This is a genomic window from Trinickia symbiotica, assembly GCF_002934455.1.
Classification (GTDB): Bacteria; Pseudomonadota; Gammaproteobacteria; order Burkholderiales; family Burkholderiaceae; genus Trinickia; species Trinickia symbiotica.
This window is the reverse complement of the sequence record NZ_PTIR01000005.1, coordinates 208,595-226,192: the sequence shown is the minus strand read 5'-3', so window position 1 is coordinate 226,192 and position 17,598 is coordinate 208,595. Positions and strand designations below refer to the sequence as shown.

The window sequence follows — 17,598 nt, the reverse complement described above, 5'->3', positions numbered from 1 at the left end:
CACCCATGAACTCGCCCGTCAACGCGCTCAACTACCAGCTGCTGCGGCTCGGCGCCGTGCTCGAGCTCGAGCGGCGAGCCCGTGCGGCGGCGCGCGAAGAACTCGGATTTCTCATCGTCAATGAGACCGCGAGCGTCGTCCATTATCAGCAGGCCGCGCTGTGGCAGGACGCGCCGGCCGGCGACGATCCGCTCTTGCTGTCCGGCGTCGCTTCCGCCGAGCGCGGCGGCCCTTATTACATCTGGCTCGCGCGTGTCTTCGCGGCTCTTGCGCGCGAGGATGCGCCGCAGGCAGGGCCGCGGCAGCCGCGCGTGATCGAGCCCGCCGAGCTGCCCGAAGCGCTCGCGCGCGAATGGCCCGAGTGGTTTCCGGCGAATGCGCTGCTGTGCCCGCTCGACTGGCGCGACAGCGAGCCGGCCGGCTACCTGTTACTCGGCCGTGCCGATGCGTGGGCCGACAGCGATCGGCAACTGCTCGGCGCACTCGCCGGCACCTATGCGCAAAGCCTGCTGTTGCATCGGCGCGTGCGCAAGCCCAGTGTGCTGCGGCAACTCGCGGCGAGAAAGAGGCCGCTCGCGATTGCGGCGGCGGTGCTGCTCGCGATCGCCGTTTTTCCCGTGCGCGAATCCGTGCTCGCGCCCGCCGAGGTGGTGCCGGTCGATCCGGCGCCCGTGCGCGCGCCGTTCGACGGCGTCGTCGGTGCGCTGCGCGTTGAGCCGAACGAGGCTGTGCACGCGGGCCAGCCACTCGTCTCGTTCGATCGAACTCAGTTGCAGACGCGTTACGAGGTCACCAAAAAAGCGCTCGACATGGCGCGCGAAGAGTATGCCGATACGTCGCAGCAGGCGATGAGCGACGACAAGGCGAAAGCGCGGCTCGCCATGCTTTCGAGCAAGGTCGAGCAGGAGCAGGCCGAGCTCGTCTACGATGAGGACATGCTGCGGCGCGCGGAAATCACGGCGCCTGTCGACGGTGTCGCCGTGTTCGACGACAGCAGCGAGTGGATCGGCAAGCCCGTCGTACTCGGCGAGCGCATCATGGTGGTCGCGTCGCCCGCGCGCACGCAGTTGCAGATCGAGGTGCCCGCTGCCTCGGTCGTCTCGTTCGAGCCCGGCGCCGAAGTCGTTTTCTTCAGCAACCTGTCGCCCGATAAGCCGGCCTACGGGAAGCTCACGTTCGCGAGCTACTCGAGCACGGTCGCAGCCGATGGCGTGATGTCGTACGCGTTTCGCGCCTCGCTCGATCCGGGGCACGCTTTGCGTCTCGGCTTGAAGGGCACGGCGAAGATCTACGGGCCGCGCCGCGCGCTCGCGCTTTGGCTGCTGAGAAGACCTCTGACGGTGTTGCGCGAATGGCTGTCGATCTGATCGAAACGCCGGTGAGCGGCGTCGCTGTCGAGCAGGCGAGCGCTGCATCCGACGCCGTTCATGGTCATACCGGCGACGCGCCGCCCGTCGCGCTGCCGCCATTGCGCGAAGACATCAAGCTGTTGCCGGGGCCCGCGGCAAGCGACGGCAGTCCGACCTGGACGCTGCACGATCCCGCACGGCACCGCTACGTGCGGATCGGCTGGCTCGAGTTCGAAGTGCTCGCGCGTTGGGCGCTCGGCAACACCGAAGCCGTTGCCCGTTCGATTTCGGCTGAGACGACGATCCGCGCGACTTCGCAAGACGTGCTCGACGTCCTGAGCTTCGCGCATCGCGCGGATCTGACGGCGCCGCTCGATGCGAGAGCGACAGAGCGTTTCGCCGCGCTGCGGGCGGCCGAGCGATTGTCGTTCGCGCGCTGGCTCTTGAAGAACTATCTGTCGATCAAGGTGCGCCTCATCAATCCCGATCGTATGCTGTCGGCCGTCGTGCCGCGCATCGGCTGGGTGTTCACGCGCGGGTTCGCGATCGCGCTCGCGTTACTCGCCGCGCTCGGCTTCTATCTGATCAGCCAGCAATGGGCGGCATACACGCATAGCCTGCTGCATCTGTTCTCGCTGCAAGGGGCCGCGCTAGTCGGTCTCGCGCTCGCCTCGGCCAAAGTCGTGCATGAAATCGGCCACGGTGTCATGGCCAAGCGCATGGGCTGTCGCGTGCCCGCGATGGGCGTCGCGCTGCTCGTGCTATGGCCGGTCCTGTGGACCGATACGACCGATGCCTGGCGCCTGACCGATCGCCGCAAGCGCCTCGCCATCGATGCGGCCGGCATGCTCGCCGAAACCACGCTCGCCGTCTTCGCGTCGCTCGCCTGGTCCGTCTTGCCCGACGGCCCGCTGCGCACCGGGGCCTTCTTGCTCTCGAGCTCGACGTGGCTGTTGACGATCGCGATCAACGTGAATCCGCTCATGCGCTTTGACGGCTACTTTTTGCTGTCGGACTGGCTCGACGTGCCCAACCTGCAGGACCGAGGCTTCGCGATGGGGCGCTGGTGGCTGCGCGAGACGCTGTTCGGCCTCGGCGATCCGCCGCCCGAAGCGTTTCCGCGTGCGAAGCAGCGCATTTTGATCGTCTATGCGCTCTCATGCATGGTCTATCGGTTCTCGCTCTTTCTCGGCATTGCGCTCGTCGTCTATCACATGGCGTTCAAGGCGCTCGGGATCTTCCTAATGTGCGTCGAGATCGGCTGGTTTCTCGTGCGGCCCATCGTCGGTGAGATACGCGTATGGCGTGCGCGGCTAGGCAGCCGGCGGCCGGACCGGCGCGCGATGATCACGTTCGCGTGCTGCGCGGTGGCACTGATGCTTTTCGTCGTGCCGTGGCGACGCGAGCTCGCCGCCCCCGCGCTCATGCGCGCGGCCAAGCAGACGACGCTTTATGTCGCCGAGCCGGGCCGACTCGTGAAGCAATCGACGAACGGCGCCGCGGTCGCGCTCGGACAGCCGATCTTCGCGCTCGAATCGCCGACCGTCGAATATCGCAAGGCCGCCGCGCTTGCCGCGCTTGGCGGAGTCGAGAACCGCATGAAAGGCCAGGCTTTCGATCCCGAGCAGGCGGACATGATCGCCGTCGGCGAACAGGAGCTGCAAGGCGCGATCGCATCGGTGGACCAGGTCTCGGCGCAAGAGGCGCTCCTGACCGTTCGCGCGCCGTTTGCCGGCGTTCTCACCGATGTGCCGCCGCTGCGCGAAGGCGAATGGCTGCCTCGCCGCGAGGCGCTCGGGACGTTGATCGATCCATCGTCGGCCGTGGTCGTTGCGTTCGTGGGCGAGGCCGATCTGCCGCGCGTCCATCCAGGCGCACATGCGCGGTTCTTTCCCGAGAACGGCGACTGGCCTGTCGATCTCATCGTCTCGAGCATCGAGACGACTTCGGTTCGGACGCTCGACGTGACCGAGCTCGCATCGGTCTATGGCGGCGGCCTTGCCGTGCGCAAGAGCGCGGACAACAAGCTCGTTCCCGAAACGGCCGTCTATCGTGCGGTACTCGTTCCCCGTAATCCTCACGTGGAGGCATGGCGGCGGTTGCGCGGGCAGGTCGACATCGAAGGCGATCGGGCGAGCCTCATCGGCCAGATTTATCGCAGGGCGGTGGCGCTCTTCATCAGCGAGAGTCAGGTTTAACGCGAGGGCCTCACAGTTCGCGCGCGAGCCGGCCCAGCGTGCGAATGGCCGACTCGACGCGCCCTTTGATCGGCATTCCGCAGCTGAGCCGCAAGCAGTCGTTGAATTTATCCATGTTCGAGAAAATCGATCCTGGACAGATGCGGATGCCTTCAGCGAGCGCCTTGTCGAACAGAATGTCGGTGTTTTTTCCGTCGGGCAGCCGCACCCATAGCAATAAGCCGGCGTCGGGGCACGTCACCTCGGTGCCCGCGGGAAAATGGCCGAGGATCGCTTCGACGAGCTGCGTGCGCTGCTGCTTCAGCAAGGCATTCATCCGCTTCATGTGCCGGCTGAACGCGCTGCCGGCCATGAAGTCGGCGACGACGAGCTGCAGCATCTCCTCGCGATGGCGCGATACCGCGTACATGAGCATTTCGATTTTCTTGTGCCATTTCCCGCCGATAAGCCAGCCGACGCGCAATCCGGGCGAAAGCGATTTATTCAGCGAGTTGCAATAGATGACGTTGCCCTTTTTGTCCCAAGCCTTGAGCGGCCGCGAATAAGCGGGGTTCGGCAGGAAAAAGCCGTACGTGTCGTCTTCGATGAGGGCGATATTATGTTTTTCGCAAAGCTCGATCATCCGCGTCTTGGCCGTTTCCGGCATCGAGCAGCCGAGCGGATTTTGCACCGACGGCATGCAAACGACTGCTTGAATCCTGCCCATGTGATTGATTGCGAACTCGAGGGCGTCGAGCGAGATGCCCGTATCGGGGCGCGTCGGGATCTCGATGGCCTTCAGGCCGAGCGACTCGATGATCTGCAGGATTCCGAAATAGGTGGGCGACTCGATGGCCACCACGTCGCCCGGGCTCGTGACGGCCATCAAGGCTAGCGACAGCGCTTCGCTGCAGCCGTGCGTCACGAGGATCGTTTCCGGATCCGCGTGCATCCCCCGGCTCACCGAGCAGCGCGCGATGGCCTCGCGCAGCTTGGTGACGCCTTCTCGTTGCGGGTGCGTGCCATAGACGCGCGGCCTCGCGCGCAACAACCGCAGCATGTTGTCCCTGAGCGCCGCGCCCGGGTAGAGCTCGGGTGCGCAGACTGCGCCGGCGAGATCGACTTTCATCGGCCGCCGCGTACCGCGCGCGAGCGTGACCGAGATGCGCTCGTGTACGCCGACGTAGTCGGCCGGGTCGATCCGCTCATTCGCATTGTCGAAGTCCGACACCGCCGCCGCGCCCGCGCGCTTCACGAGCGGCATCGCATCGATCACGAAATAGCCGGCTCGCGACTTGGCCTCGACGTATCCCTGTCGCTCGAGAAGTCGGCATGCCTCCACCGCCGTCGAAATCGACACTCGGTGGAGCACTGCAATATCCCTCAACGAGGGAAGCCTCTCGCCTTTGCCTAGAGAGCCACTCGCGATGGCCTTCGCATAATGCTCAGCGAGCGCTCGATATTTTTTCGCCATTCTTTCTGTGCTCGACCCAGTACACGTTCGGAAAATTATACCGGAACAGAAGCTTGATTTGTCGACCTGTACAGGCCCATTTACCGATTGCTTGTTACTGTTTAGCGCAAACGAAATATAGGACGATGCTTCATCTTTTGAAGAGCGATGCATCCAATCAACATGACGGATAACTTTCGAACGCCTCGACAGCACCGAGACACAAGGCTCCACGCGAGAGCGGGCCAGACCTGTGGCGAGCGCGGGGCGAGAGGCGTTTTATTGCTATTGGGTTGACCATCGTTTCGTGCGACGAATCGACATAATCGGCAATATTGACCAGAACCGATCTGGCTAAAACACGTGATATTGATCCGATGATTGGCGAAATCGAGCGATCGCTCGTGTCGCGAAAGGAAGAATTAGGCGAAGCGATTTAAATCATTCGCCCATTAATTGCGGTCGCGCAAGCGTCAAAACCGCCAATCTACTTTATCTGGAGCCATTGTGGAAGCAGAAAAGTTCAGGGCGTACAACCCCAAATCCATCGCCAGCTCCGCGTACTGGGCGCTTCTCCCCGAGGAGACGAAGGATGCGCTGGCGACGGTATCGAGAGTCTTGCCGTTCCGAACGAACGAGTACGTGTTGCGTGAACTGATTGATTGGTCGCGCGTGCCCGACGACCCCATCTTTCGTCTGACGTTCCCGCACCGGGACATGCTGCCGCCCGAGGACTACCGGAGGCTCGGCGAATTGCGCTCGGATCAACGCGCGGCGGACGCCGAACGGTATATCGCGATGCTGCGTCAGCGAATGAATCCGCATCCCGCGGGCCAGATGACGCACAACGTGCCCTTGCTCGATGGCCGTCCGCTGGAGGGGCTTCAACACAAGTACAAGGAGACGGTGCTGTTCTTTCCCTCGGCGGGCCAGACTTGCCATGCCTATTGCACGTTCTGCTTCCGCTGGCCGCAATTCGTCGGCGTGGAAGACCTGAAGTTCAACGCGCGAGAGAGCGATGATTTGCGGCGTTATCTCGAGTGCCACCCGCATGTCACCGACGTGCTCGTCACGGGCGGCGATCCGCTGGTGATGAATGCCGAGTCGCTGGCGGGCTACCTGGAGCCGCTGCTCGCGATCGAGCATCTGCAGAACATCCGGATCGGCACCAAGTCGGTGGCGTACTGGCCGCAACGCTTCGTCACCGACAAGGATGCCGATGCTTTGATGCGGCTCTTCGAGCGCATCGTCAGCCGCGGCAAGAGCCTCGCGATCATGGCGCATTACAACCATCCCGCGGAGCTGCGACCCGACATCGCGCAGCAGGCGGTCAAGCGCATCATCGGCACCGGGGCGACCGTGCGCATGCAGTCGCCGATCGTCCGCCACATCAACGACAACGCAGAGGCCTGGTCCGAGCTCTGGACGACGGGCGTGCGTCTCGGCGCGATTCCCTACTACATGTTCGTCGAGCGCGACACGGGGCCGCACCGTTACTTCGAGCTGCCGCTCGTCGAGGCCCATGCGATTTTCAAGGCCGCCTATCAACGCGTGTCGGGCCTGTCGCGAACCGTGCGCGGACCTTCGATGAGCACGCATTACGGAAAGATTCTCGTCGATGGCGTCGCGACGATCGGCACCGAAAAAGTGTTCGTACTGCAGTTCCTGCAGGGGCGCGATCCCGAATGGGTGCGCCAGCCGTTTTTCGCAAAGTTCGATCCGGCTGCGGTCTGGTTCGACGAGCTGGAGCCTGCGTTCGGCGAATCGGCATTTTTCTTCCAACGCGCCGATCGATCGCCCTCCAGGCAGCCGATCTATCTGCGCCCCTTGACTTACGCAAGCTGATCATGACGACCTATATCCAATCCGATGAGCTCCACGAGCTCTGTGAAAAAGCGGCGTTGGCGCGCGGCGTTGGCGCGCAGCACGCGAGTTGGTTCGCACGCGCGCTGACGCGCACCTCGTTGATGGGCATCGACACGCACGGCCTGCGCCTGCTGCCGCTCTATTTGCGTGAGCTCGACGAAGGGCGCAGCAATCCGTGCCCGGTCATGCGGACAATGCGGCAATCCGGCGGCACCGCGCTCGTCGATGCTGACGGCGCGCTCGGCGTCGTGGCGGGCACGTATGCGGCCGAGCTGGCGAGCGACCTGGCGAGCGAGCATGGCGTCGGTGTCGTCGCCGTCGCGAACTCGAATCACTTCGGCGCCGCTTCCGTGTATGGCGAGCTGATCGGCAAGCGAGGGCTGATCGGCATGGTCACGACGAGCGCGGCCGCGCGCATGGCCCCGTTCAGCGGAAAGCGCGCAATGTTCGGCACGAACCCGATCTGCTTCGTCGCGCCCGCGTGCGCGGACGACCTCTATCTCTTCGACATGGCGACGAGCCAGATTTCGTACTCGCAAGTGAAGCACTACCGGCGCAACGGCCTCGCGCTGCCGCCCGGTTGGGCGCTCGATGCGGATGGTCGGCCGGCCGGCGACCCGTCGCGCGTCGCAGCGCTCTCGCCGCTCGGCGGCTACAAGGGGCAGGGACTCGCGATGATGGTGCAGATCCTGAGTTGTCTGCTGGCCTCGATGCCGCTCGATCACGAGCTTTCGCATCTCGACGCCGAGCCTTACGACCGCGGCCGGCAGATCGGTCACTGCCTGATTGCGATCGATCCCGCCCGGTTCGGCTCGCTCGATCGCTTCAGACAGAACGTGTCGGATCTGATGGAGACGATTCGCCGGACCCCTTCCGTCGACGGCGAGCAAGTGCTCGTAGCCGGAGATCCACAAAAAGCGTCCGCCGCAAGCCGCACCAGCATGGGGATTCCCTTGAATGCCGACGAGGCGCGAAGCCTCGCTGATGAGGCAAGGCGCCTTGGTCTTTCACGAATCCTTTCGGACAACGAAGCATTGCAAAAGGAGGTGGCATGACGACCGCTCCGAACGTTCCCTTCGACCAGCGCGAGGGCACGATATGGCTCGACGGCCGTTTCGTCGAATGGAAGAGCGCCCGGATCCATGTGCTGACGCACGGTCTGCACTATGCGAGCTGCGTATACGAGGGCGAGCGAGTCTACTCGGGCAGCGTGTTCCGGTTGCGCGCACATACGGACCGGCTCTATCGCTCCGCGCAGATGCTCGATTTCGCGATTCCCTACGCCAAGGAAGAACTCGAAGCGGCTACGGCAGAGCTCATCGAACGCAACGAGATCGTCAACGGCTATGTGAGGCCCATCGCCTGGCGTGGCTCGGAGCAGATCTCGACGTCCGCGCGCGCAACCCGCATTCATGTCGCGCTCGCTTGCTGGAGCTGGCCCAGCTATTTCGATCCGGCCGCCAAAGAGAAAGGGATTGCGCTGCAGACGGCGAAATGGCGCCGGCCGCCGCCGGTCTCGAGCCCCTATGAGGCCAAGGCGTCGAGCCACTACATGATCGCGACGCTTTGCAAGCATCAGGCCGAGGCGAACGGATTTCACGATGCGCTGATGCTCGACTGGCGCGGACAGATCGCCGAGGCAACGAGCGCCAACATCTTCTTCGTCCGTGATGGCGTCCTGCATACGCCGACGCCCGACTGCTTCCTCGACGGCATTACGCGGAGGACCGTGATCGACCTCGCGCGCGAGCGGGGCATCGAAGTCGTCGAGCGCCCGATGTTTCCCGATGAACTCGATTCTTTCAGCGAATGCTTCCTCACAGGCACGGCCGCGGAGGTTTGCCCGGTGGGGCGCATCGATGCTCACGCGTACCAGCCCTCGACCATCACATTCGATTTGATGGGCGCGTATTCGGAACGAGTCAATCAAGTTGAAGGAGCTCTCGCCCATGAATGAATCGATCGCAATCGACGACATCGAAACCGCAACGACGTTCGATGCGGCACACGAAGCGCTGAGCCGGCAAGGCTGGACCGTCCTCGCGCCCGCGTTGCTCGAGGGCGGTGTGCGCGCGGCGCTCGGACGGTTCGGGGCCATCGTGCCGCAATACAACGGCGAGGACACCTGGGAAGTCACGATGAGGCCCGGCTTCGAGAAGCTGCCGTATTCGCAGAGCCGCAACGCGATCGGCCCGCATACCGAAGTGCCTGTCGGCAACCCGCCGCCGCACTATCTTGCGCTGCATTGCCACCGTCAGGCGCGCTGCGGAGAAGGCCATACGCGACTGGCCGATGGCATGACGTTCGTGCGCTCTCTCGATGCCGAGCTGCAGCGGTACGTCCACGAAAGGCCCGTGCAATTCGCGGCGACATTGGCGCCCGGCACGGCGCGCAGACAGACGCTCACGGTGCCGATCATCGATGCCAGCGCGAGCGGCGATCGTCCGATCTTCCGCTTCAGCTACAACCAGTTTCTCTACGGCGACGTCAATCCTTCGGAAGCGGCATTGAGTGGTGTTTCAAGCGGCGCAACGAGCGTCGCCTCGACGCGACGCGCAAGCGCCAGCCGCGATCCGCTCGTGCGCCTCGCGATGCTCGCCGCATCCTACTTCGAATCTGAAGCGGTGCCCGTCCTGATCCCCGATGGTCACTTGATGATTTGGGACAACCATCGGCTGATTCACGCGCGCAGCACCTATTCGGATCCCGCGCGGCATTTGACGCGCTATTGGCTGCAATAGCGTTGAAGAGGAATTCACCCATGAAGAATGCGAACACGGCACTGATCGCCCAGTTGAACCAAGGCTGGCCGCGCAGGGCGACAGTCTGCGATATAGAGCGGTTTCGCGCGAGCGGCCAATTCGATGCCGAGAAGCCGGATTATCCGGTCGCGCTCGTGCCGTTCTACACGCACGAAGCGATCGAGCGGCTCGACGCTCCCCTGAAACAGGCCATCCTGACGTGGGGGTGGATCGGCTACAACCGCCGCACGGTCGCCGCCGAGGATCACGTCGTGAATCCCGCGCTCAACTATCTCGCGAGCGAGATCCTGGCGGGAGACGCTTGGGTTTTCACCGAATCGATTCGGCAAACGCTCGTCGATGAGCACTATCACACGCTCATGCACCTGAACGCGATTCAGCGCACGCGGCGTGAGCGCAAGATCGAGCTCGACATGGACTTGCCGATGTCGGTCACCTACCGCGAGCTCGAGAGGCTGAAGCGGCAGCTCGTCGAGCCGTGGGAAAAGCAGCTCGCGGGCGTCGTATTCGCAACGGTGGCCGAAATCAGCGTCAATGCGTTTCTCGACATCCTGGCCGACGACGAAACGATTCAGCCGCTCAACCGAAGCGTCGCGCAAATGCACAACCGCGATGAGTACGCGCACAGCAAGACGCTCGGCGAAATCAGCAAGGTGATTTTTCACCGGCTGACGGCGAAACAAAAGACGTTTTTCGTTGCGACCTTGCCCGTCGCACTGCGTGCCTTTGTCGCGCAGGACTTCTCCATGTGGGAAGCGATCCTACGGCAACTCGGCGTGCCGAATGCGACCGAGATCGTTCTCGATGCGCGGCAACCCGGTGCGCAAAGCGCGCTGACGCGCGACTACAGCGGACTCTATCGGCTCGCGGACGAGCTCGGGATTCTCGGCGAGCTCGAGTTCGATTTTTCCGACAGCACAGCCAACAAAAAGCCGGCCGCGTTGCACGCACAGGCGCACTGACAAGTGCGGACAACCGTTTCAAGGACTCTGGAAAAAATGAAGGAATCCAAAACATCCCAATACGAGGTATACGCCCTACGGATCGGCAGCAACGCGCATCGCACGGCCCGCGAGAACTTCTTTTTCGATGCATGCTGCGGTCCGCCGGACGCATCGATGCCGCTCGATTACTTCTTCTGGGTGATTCGCAACGACGAGCGAACGATCGTCGTCGATACGGCATTCCCGCTATCGACCGGGATCCGGCGCGAGCGCCAGATGAAACGCTCGGTGGGTGAAGCGCTGGCCGCATTGGACATCGATCCGTCGACCGTCCGGGATATCGTGGTGACGCACTTGCATTGGGATCATGCGGGCAACCTCGCGCTGTTCCCGAATGCGCGCGTGCACGTGCAGGGCGCCGAGCTGCGGTTCTGTACCGGCGCCGAAATGCGGCACAGGCAGCTCGCCAAGATTTATGAACGCGACGACGTGATGCAGGCGGTCGGCATACTCCATGATGGACGGCTTGTCGTGCACGAGGGCACGGTCACGCTCGCGCCCGGCATCGAGCTTTGCCTCGTCGGCGGCCATACGCCGGGAAGCCAGGTCGTGCGTGTGGCGACGCGCCGCGGCAATCTGGTGCTCGCCTCGGACGCGGCGCACCTATGGGCCAACGTGCGCGGACGTCGCCCGTTTCCGATCCTGCATGACCTCGCCAAGGTGCTCGACGCATTCGAAACGATCGATGCGCTCGCCGAGAGTCCGGAGCATGTCATCCCTGGCCATGATCCGCTCGTGGCGACGACGTTTCCGGCGTTGCGCGGCGATCCCGATACGTTCTGCTTGCATGAGGATCCGCTGACCGATGCGACCCAGTCCGCTCTTGTCGAGGAGTCGACGATATGACGCATTCCGTCACCGAGGGGCGACTCTTCGATTACGGCCAGTACCGCGACCATTTCGCCGATGTGCCGGAGCAGGCGGTCGTGTGGCCGTGGCCGCAGACGGCCAAGTCGCTGGCGGCGGCGCGGCACGGCGAGCGCGGCACGTTCACGCTCACGCGCGATGGCACGGCGGCCGGGTGCGAGATCGTGCCCGGCATGGCCATCAACGTCCAGGTTGTGCCGCCGCATGAGTCGACGCGGCCGCACGCGCATGCCTGGTGGCATCTGTTCATCGTTCAATCAGGTAGCGGCGTCGCTCATGTCGGCGAGCACGAGGAGCCCGTGCGACTCGCGCCACGCGACGTCCTTATCGTTCCGGCTTGGTGCATGCACGCATTTCATTGCGATGCGGACGAGGCGCTCGTGCTTTTCAGCATGAGCAACTTGCCTCAGCAGAAGAGTCTTGGCAATCTGAAGGCCTCGGAACCTGAGGGCGTGCTCGACGACAGCGTCGGTCACGGGGTAACGAAAACGATAATAGAGGGCCAACTAGATGAATCACAATAGCCAACACGCGGCAGGGCGATCCTTTGCCTCCAGCGGCGCCTATCGGTGGATCGTTCTTGCCGTCGCCGCGTTCGCGCAAACCACCGCCTCGATTACGGCGCAGGGCATCTATACGCTGATTCCGCCGTTGCAGAAGGCGTTTCATTTGACCGAAGCGACGGCGGCACTCGCGGTCAGCGCGCTGAACGGCGGGCAAGTCGTGACGATGCTGATGCTCGGCTGGCTCATCGACCGTTTCGGTGAGCGTTACGTCGTTGCTTTCACGATGGTGCTGATGGGCCTCGCGGCATTCGCGGGGTCCGCGCTCTCGACGAGCTTTGCCGTCCTGTTGATGTTCTTTGCGTTGATCGGCACTTCGTACGCGTCGGTGCAGCCGGGCGGAACGCGGGCAATCCTGCGCTGGTTTCCGCCGCACGAGCGCGGCATGGCGACGGGGATCCGGCAGGCGGGCTTGCCGCTCGGCACTGCACTCGCCGCGATGGCACTGCCGCTCTTCGCGACGGTGCATGGATGGTCCATGGCGCTCACGATTCAAGGGGCGATCAGTATCGTTGGCGGAATCTTGTTTGCCGTGCTGCATCGCGATGAACGCGAGATGCAGGGCGCACCTGCCGCGGCGCCGCCGAAGTTCGCGACGGCGGTCAAGCTCGTGGCAGCCCACTCGGCGGTGTGGCCTGTCATGGCGGCCGGCGCGGTGATGGCCACGTTTCAGTACACGTTCGCGACGCATGCGATTCCCTTCGTCACGGCACGTTTTCACTATTCGACGATTGCGGCGGGACTGCTGTTCTCCGTTTCGCAGTGGCTCGGCATCGTCGGTCGCATCGGACTCGCGTGGGTCAGCGACAAGTTCTGGCCGACGAAACGGATCCGCTCGCTCGGTTTCAGCATGGCCGTCTGCATCGCAGCGACGGTGGCGCTGCTCGCGATGCCCGCGGGGACGACGAACGCCACGCTGACGGCGGTCTTTTGCGTCCTCGGGTTGTTCGGCGTCGGCTGGTATCCGCTTTATCTGCTGCAGCTCGCCGAAATGGCGCCGAAGTCCGTCATGGCTTCGACGATCAGCTTCTCGATGACGATCAACATGGTCGCGATCAGCATCATGCCGCCGATTTTCGGCGTGATCGTCGACCGCTTCGATTATGTCGCCGCCTGGACCGTGCTCGCGCTCATCGTGGCCGCCGGTATCGCGGTGCTTTGGAAAGGCGCCGCCGTTGCCGAGCGCGCGTACCCGTGACCTTCGTGACTGCAACCCAACTTTACATAGGATCCTGAATGAACGCCTCGCCAATTTATTTGTACGTCGGTGCCGATTACGTCAGTGCGTTCGCGATGTCGGCGTTCGTCGTGTTGAAAGAAAAGGGACTCGACTTCGAGATTCGGACAGTCGACCTCAAGGCGAAGCAGCAGCACAGCTCCGCCTATCGCGAGATCTCGCTGACACGCCGCGTGCCGACGCTGCTGCACGGCGATTTTTCCTTGTCCGAATCATCGGCGGTTGCCGAGTATCTCGAGGAAGTCTATCCCGCCCCTCGTCATGCCGCCGTCCTGCCGGCCGATCGCGAGACGCGTGCGCGGGCGCGTGAGCTCCAAGCGTGGATTCGCAGCGATTTCATGCCGCTGAAGAGTGAAAGACAGGCGGACCGGATCTACTTCCCCGAGCCCGTGAAACCGTTGTCCGAGCCGGCGCAGCTCGCCTGCGACAAGCTGCTCGATGCGGCCGATCGGTTGATCCGCGACGACCGCCATGGCGTGTTCGGCGATTGGTGCATCGCCGACACCGATTTTGCGCTGATGCTGAACCGGCTCGTTGCCTGCGGCGATCCGGTGCCGCCGAAGGTGTTGCGATATGTCGAGCGTCAGTGGGCGCGGCCAAGCGTGCAGCAGTGGGTCGCTCGACCGCGAGGATGATCGGCGGGACGTTCGGCGCGACGGGTGTTGGCCCGTCAGCGATGCCGCGCTTGCGGCTTACGCGTGCCCGCCGCGGCTTTGCCGCTGGTCGGCATGTGCGACGCCGGCATCGGAGAACCGCGCGAACCAGTTGTAGAGTCGTTTGACGACGTGTGTCGCGGCGGCGACCTCGATCAAAACGGCTGTGCCGCTCGAGGAAGCGCCCGTCATGGACACGTATTGAGATCGCTCGACGAGATAAGTGTCGCCTTCGTGCAGAAGATGCGATCGGAGTGGAGCTGACTCGCCGAGCCAATCTAGCGTTGGCTCGGCGTACGTCAACCGCACTGCGCCCTCGGTTATTATCAGTCGCGTGTTGCGAGGCAGCGAAACAGCGAGCGTTTGGTTGTTGTGCAGCGTGAGAGTCGATAAAACCGACTCCGCGCTTGCCGTGGATTCACGCTTATCCATTTGCTCGCCCTCCGTGTCGCGCAAGCATCGTTTTGAGAAAGCGTATCCGGGACGCGAGAACCATAACAGGAACAAGCGAGGCCGATTTTTTCCAATACAGCACGAAGGCCGGCCAGCCGCTCTCGCGAGCGGGCCTGGCGCCCTGCGCAAAGCCGGCGGCCGCGCCGAAATGGAATTTCAAAGATCGGGGTAGTGTTGCCGACTCGACGCTGGGGAGCCGCATGCGCTCCGGGTTGGCCGGCCGGGCAATGACACTTGCGCCGCGGCGAGCCGGGCGCTCGCGCTCAAGGCAACGAAATCGTCAGATTGGCCGATTCGGCTTCCGGCTTGACGAGCTGGGAATAGGGCGCCAACGTGCCCAGCGTGTGATCGCGCAAAAAAGTATGGAGTCCGAAATAACCGGTCAGACCGATAAACGCAAACACCGCGCCGATGGTCCACAGCGGCACTTCATGCTTGAGGCGATGGGCCACTTGATCGGGCAGGGGCCAATGTGGCGCGAAAGCGGCCCGCTTGCCTTTCATGCGCGCGATCTCGTCGCCGAGCCTTGCCGTCAGATAAGCCAATTTCTCCGGCCCCTCGAGCAGGTACTTGCCTTTGAACCCGAGCAGCAAGCACATATGGAACACCTCGAGCGACTGCAACCGCGCCACGCCTTGTGCGCGACACGCTTCGAGATGATCGAAGAACTTCTCGCCGGCCAGTTGCTCGCCGAATAGCGTCAGCTGCAGCGGCCGACGCTCCCAGACATCACGGATCTTGAACGTCGACGAGAGCACCGCTTCGTCGATCGTCGCGCAAAACGCGAACTTGGCCGCGTAGACATCGTCAGCCGGCACATTGAGCTTCTTCGCGCCACGCTCGAAGTCCGCAAGGAAGGCTTGCACGCGCGAGCTGAACTCGGTGGCATCGGCGGGCTCATGTCCCTGCTTGATCAGGAACAGCATGAAGAAGCCGTCGTAGAGCAGGTCGTGCAGCGAACGGGCCTGGGCGCTCGCATCGACGCTCGGGCTCCATGCCGATACGGGAGGCGGTGCGCTGCTGCCGAGAAGAGAGGGGACTTCGGTCATGATGTGTCAGGAAGTAACGGCGATCAAGTCGACTTTGAGATCGTTGATGCCCGACGGCGTGTAGATCATTGCCGATTGCGCTTGCAGCATCCGCTCATAAAGCGGGCCGCGGGCTTCGAGCGCGAAGTAGCAGGCGCCGGGTCGCACGGGCACGGCGGGCGGGACCTGAGGTGTATACACGAGCCTCACGCCGGGCATTGCGGACAACACGAGTTTGTCGACATCGTCAGGTGCGCCGATCTTGAAACGCGTCGGCACGACCTCGACCAGCTCCACGGGTGGCAGATCGGCCGATACGGCGATGTAGAACGTGGTCTTCTCGTCGATTCGGCCCGAGTCGAGGCGGCCCGCCCGAAACGACGGCCGCACCTCCTCGAGCGCGATCGCAAAATGACGTGTCGAGATGACGGTTTCGAGCAGGTCCCGCACGATCTCGTCGAGCCGCGCGAATGCGGGGCCGGGCTCGTCGTGCCGATAGACCGGCAAATCGGTCAGCGTGTACTGCTTCGAGAACGTCATCAACTGCCCCGCAAGCCTCAACAGCTCGTGAAAGAGACGCTCCGGGTGCAGCGCCGGTTGTTGATGCAAATGAATGAGCGAGGCGACCGCCGCGTTCACGGTATGCAGCAGCCAGAACGACGCAATATCGCCCGAGCGGAATTCGATGATGTTTTTCGTCGGTTCACGATGAAAACCGTAGAGCGCGTTGACCTTCGCCTGCAGCGCATCGATCAGTTGGCGCAGCCCTTGATGTAATACGGGGGAAGCCTCGATCGAGAGACAGGGAGGCACGAAGTTGGCGTCGAACTCGAAGCCCGAAGTCGCCGTGCGCCGCACGTGCACGATCGGCACCGCGATGAGCTGCTGGCGCGGCTCGTCGTGACCGACGAGCCTGACACGCGTTTTGAGGAACGTCAGGGCGGCCGTCATCGCGCCCGTGAACTGGTCGGCCACTTCCGCCTGCTTGCTCGCATAGCGCATCGGCCGGTCGCTCGTCGGGTCGTCCGTATAATTGCTGCCGCTCTCGCGCATCGGGTTCAGCGCCACGTAGAACACGGAATCGGCGATACCTTCGGGCAGCGTTTGCAGCGAAATGGCCTCGGGCAACTCATCGGCTTGCGGGGCCGAAAACAGCGTGCCGTCGGGAAAGACGATCGAGAGCTCCGACAAGCGCAACGTGCCGCCGTTGAGCGAATCGAGATCGAACGCAACGGAGCGCACCCCCCAGTTGAACGGCTGCAGCGCGCGTATCGATTCAACGAGACGCGCCTCGTGATAAGCGTCTTGTTGCTGGAAATGCTGAGGCCGGAGAAAGAGGCCCTCTCCCCAAAGCAGCTTTGCCGAATAACTCATCCCGAAACCCACGTTGTGTTGTTCAAAGCGCCACTGATGCGGTCATAAAAAATTCATTCGACGGACATTGACCGTTCATTGCCGTCTCGTTCAACCGCAGGATACCGACGACAGCAAATTCAACGGCGGCATCGGCAAGCCCGGATCGGGCGGAATGACGGTGCCGCTCGTCACTGTCATTGCGCAGTTATGAAGGCCGATCATTATGCCGGATTTCTCCGATTTCGCCGGATCGAAAGCGAATTTCCAACGCCGCAGCGCGGGATCGCGGAAGAGGGCAACGACGCCGAAAGCCTGCGCTTCACGCGACACTTTCTCGGTCATCCGGTAATGCTGGCCCGGAATCAGCGTCACTTCGCGCACGCTTAGCAGATCCGCGCCCAGCGCGCTTTTCTCCTTGGTCGGGTCCGTAAAGACGTCGAACGATGCTTGCTGGAACGTGGTCGGGTCTTTCAGCACGTAAAGACGCACCACGAGCCCGAGCGGGTGATTGTCGGTTGCCGCATTGAGATTGGACGCTGCAGCGAGCGTGAGCGGGACGTCGCGCGGCGGCTTTTGCGAATCGGGCACCGGGGGCTTGCCGATGCCGGCGGCCTGAAGCGCAGTCGAGGCCACGCTGCCGAGCGCGGTGACGCCGGCCGCGCAACCCGCGAGCGTCCCGCCCGCGACGAGCAATGAAATGGTGCATATCAAATAACGCTTTATTGGCATTTCACCGCGCGCTCCGTCTTATCCGCGACAAACTTTTTTAGAATTCTGCCGCCCGTATCCGCCTCGTGAAGTTGAGAACGGACAGGTTTGTATAGCTTCAT

16 protein-coding genes are annotated in these 17,598 nt (G+C 63.1%); 11 read left to right on the top strand and 5 right to left on the bottom strand.

The genetic code is table 11. The features are described 5' to 3' along the window. Window positions 1–5: 5 nt before the first annotated feature. Both B0G57_RS10325 and B0G57_RS10320 read left to right on the top strand, forming a co-directional pair. Window positions 6–1,367, top strand: coding sequence for an efflux RND transporter periplasmic adaptor subunit (locus B0G57_RS10325; RefSeq protein WP_018442542.1), 1,362 nt, complete (start codon window positions 6–8; stop codon window positions 1,365–1,367). Further along, entirely contained in the window at window positions 1,352–3,547 is a 2,196-nt protein-coding gene (locus tag B0G57_RS10320; protein WP_104489575.1) for an HlyD family efflux transporter periplasmic adaptor subunit, read from the top strand. The genes B0G57_RS10325 and B0G57_RS10320 overlap by 16 nt, the downstream gene beginning before the upstream one ends. A 10-nt stretch (window positions 3,548–3,557) precedes the next feature. Here B0G57_RS10320 and B0G57_RS10315 read toward each other — a convergent pair whose 3' ends face one another. Further along, window positions 3,558–5,000, bottom strand: coding sequence for an aminotransferase-like domain-containing protein (locus B0G57_RS10315; protein ID WP_020566418.1), 1,443 nt, complete (start codon window positions 4,998–5,000; stop codon window positions 3,558–3,560). Between the two features lie 486 nt (window positions 5,001–5,486). Between B0G57_RS10315 and B0G57_RS10310 the strand changes: the two genes are divergently transcribed. From B0G57_RS10310 to yfcF, 9 genes are read left to right on the top strand one after another with little or no spacing between them, the layout of a single operon-like run. Next, the gene (locus B0G57_RS10310; RefSeq protein ID WP_018442538.1) at window positions 5,487–6,824 is read left to right on the top strand and encodes a KamA family radical SAM protein; all 1,338 of its coding nucleotides are present in this window, start codon (window positions 5,487–5,489) and stop codon (window positions 6,822–6,824) included. Window positions 6,825–6,826: 2 nt separating this feature from the next. Next, entirely contained in the window at window positions 6,827–7,900 is a 1,074-nt protein-coding gene (locus B0G57_RS10305) for an Ldh family oxidoreductase (RefSeq protein WP_018442537.1), read from the top strand. Beyond that, the gene (locus B0G57_RS10300; protein WP_018442536.1) at window positions 7,897–8,802 is read left to right on the top strand and encodes a branched-chain amino acid aminotransferase; all 906 of its coding nucleotides are present in this window, start codon (window positions 7,897–7,899) and stop codon (window positions 8,800–8,802) included. The genes B0G57_RS10305 and B0G57_RS10300 overlap by 4 nt, the downstream gene beginning before the upstream one ends. Then, window positions 8,795–9,586 carry a TauD/TfdA family dioxygenase gene (locus B0G57_RS10295; RefSeq protein ID WP_018442535.1) on the top strand — a complete coding sequence of 264 codons (792 nt, stop codon included), beginning with the start codon at window positions 8,795–8,797 and terminating at the stop codon, window positions 9,584–9,586. The genes B0G57_RS10300 and B0G57_RS10295 overlap by 8 nt, the downstream gene beginning before the upstream one ends. Before the next feature lie 20 nt (window positions 9,587–9,606). After that, a complete protein-coding gene (locus B0G57_RS10290) occupies window positions 9,607–10,569 on the top strand; it encodes a diiron oxygenase (protein ID WP_018442534.1) in 963 nt (320 codons plus the stop codon). 36 nt (window positions 10,570–10,605) lie between these two features. Next, window positions 10,606–11,457 (top strand): N-acyl homoserine lactonase family protein, encoded by an 852-nt coding sequence (locus B0G57_RS10285; RefSeq protein WP_018442533.1) that lies wholly within the window; start codon window positions 10,606–10,608, stop codon window positions 11,455–11,457. Beyond that, window positions 11,454–12,002: a cupin domain-containing protein gene (locus B0G57_RS10280; RefSeq protein WP_018442532.1), complete on the top strand. Its 549-nt coding sequence runs from the start codon at window positions 11,454–11,456 to the stop codon at window positions 12,000–12,002. Before B0G57_RS10285 ends, B0G57_RS10280 begins: the two co-directional genes overlap by 4 nt. After that, window positions 11,989–13,239 (top strand): MFS transporter, encoded by a 1,251-nt coding sequence (locus B0G57_RS10275; protein WP_018442531.1) that lies wholly within the window; start codon window positions 11,989–11,991, stop codon window positions 13,237–13,239. Before B0G57_RS10280 ends, B0G57_RS10275 begins: the two co-directional genes overlap by 14 nt. 38 nt (window positions 13,240–13,277) lie before the next feature. After that, on the top strand, window positions 13,278–13,913 hold the full coding sequence (gene yfcF, locus B0G57_RS10270; RefSeq protein ID WP_018442530.1) for a glutathione transferase: 636 nt from the start codon (window positions 13,278–13,280) through the stop codon (window positions 13,911–13,913). Window positions 13,914–13,970: 57 nt separating this feature from the next. Here yfcF and B0G57_RS10265 read toward each other — a convergent pair whose 3' ends face one another. The 4 genes from B0G57_RS10265 to tssJ form a co-directional block, all read right to left on the bottom strand. Continuing rightward, window positions 13,971–14,363 (bottom strand): hypothetical protein, encoded by a 393-nt coding sequence (locus B0G57_RS10265; protein WP_018442529.1) that lies wholly within the window; start codon window positions 14,361–14,363, stop codon window positions 13,971–13,973. Between the two features lie 284 nt (window positions 14,364–14,647). Further along, complete coding sequence (icmH, locus tag B0G57_RS10260; RefSeq protein WP_018442528.1) at window positions 14,648–15,433, bottom strand: type IVB secretion system protein IcmH/DotU; 786 nt, start codon at window positions 15,431–15,433, stop codon at window positions 14,648–14,650. Window positions 15,434–15,439: 6 nt separating this feature from the next. Further along, window positions 15,440–16,786, bottom strand: coding sequence for a type VI secretion system baseplate subunit TssK (tssK, locus tag B0G57_RS10255; protein ID WP_018442527.1), 1,347 nt, complete (start codon window positions 16,784–16,786; stop codon window positions 15,440–15,442). Between the two features lie 90 nt (window positions 16,787–16,876). Next, a complete protein-coding gene (gene tssJ / locus B0G57_RS10250) occupies window positions 16,877–17,497 on the bottom strand; it encodes a type VI secretion system lipoprotein TssJ (RefSeq protein ID WP_035469123.1) in 621 nt (206 codons plus the stop codon). Window positions 17,498–17,598: the final 101 nt, after the last annotated feature.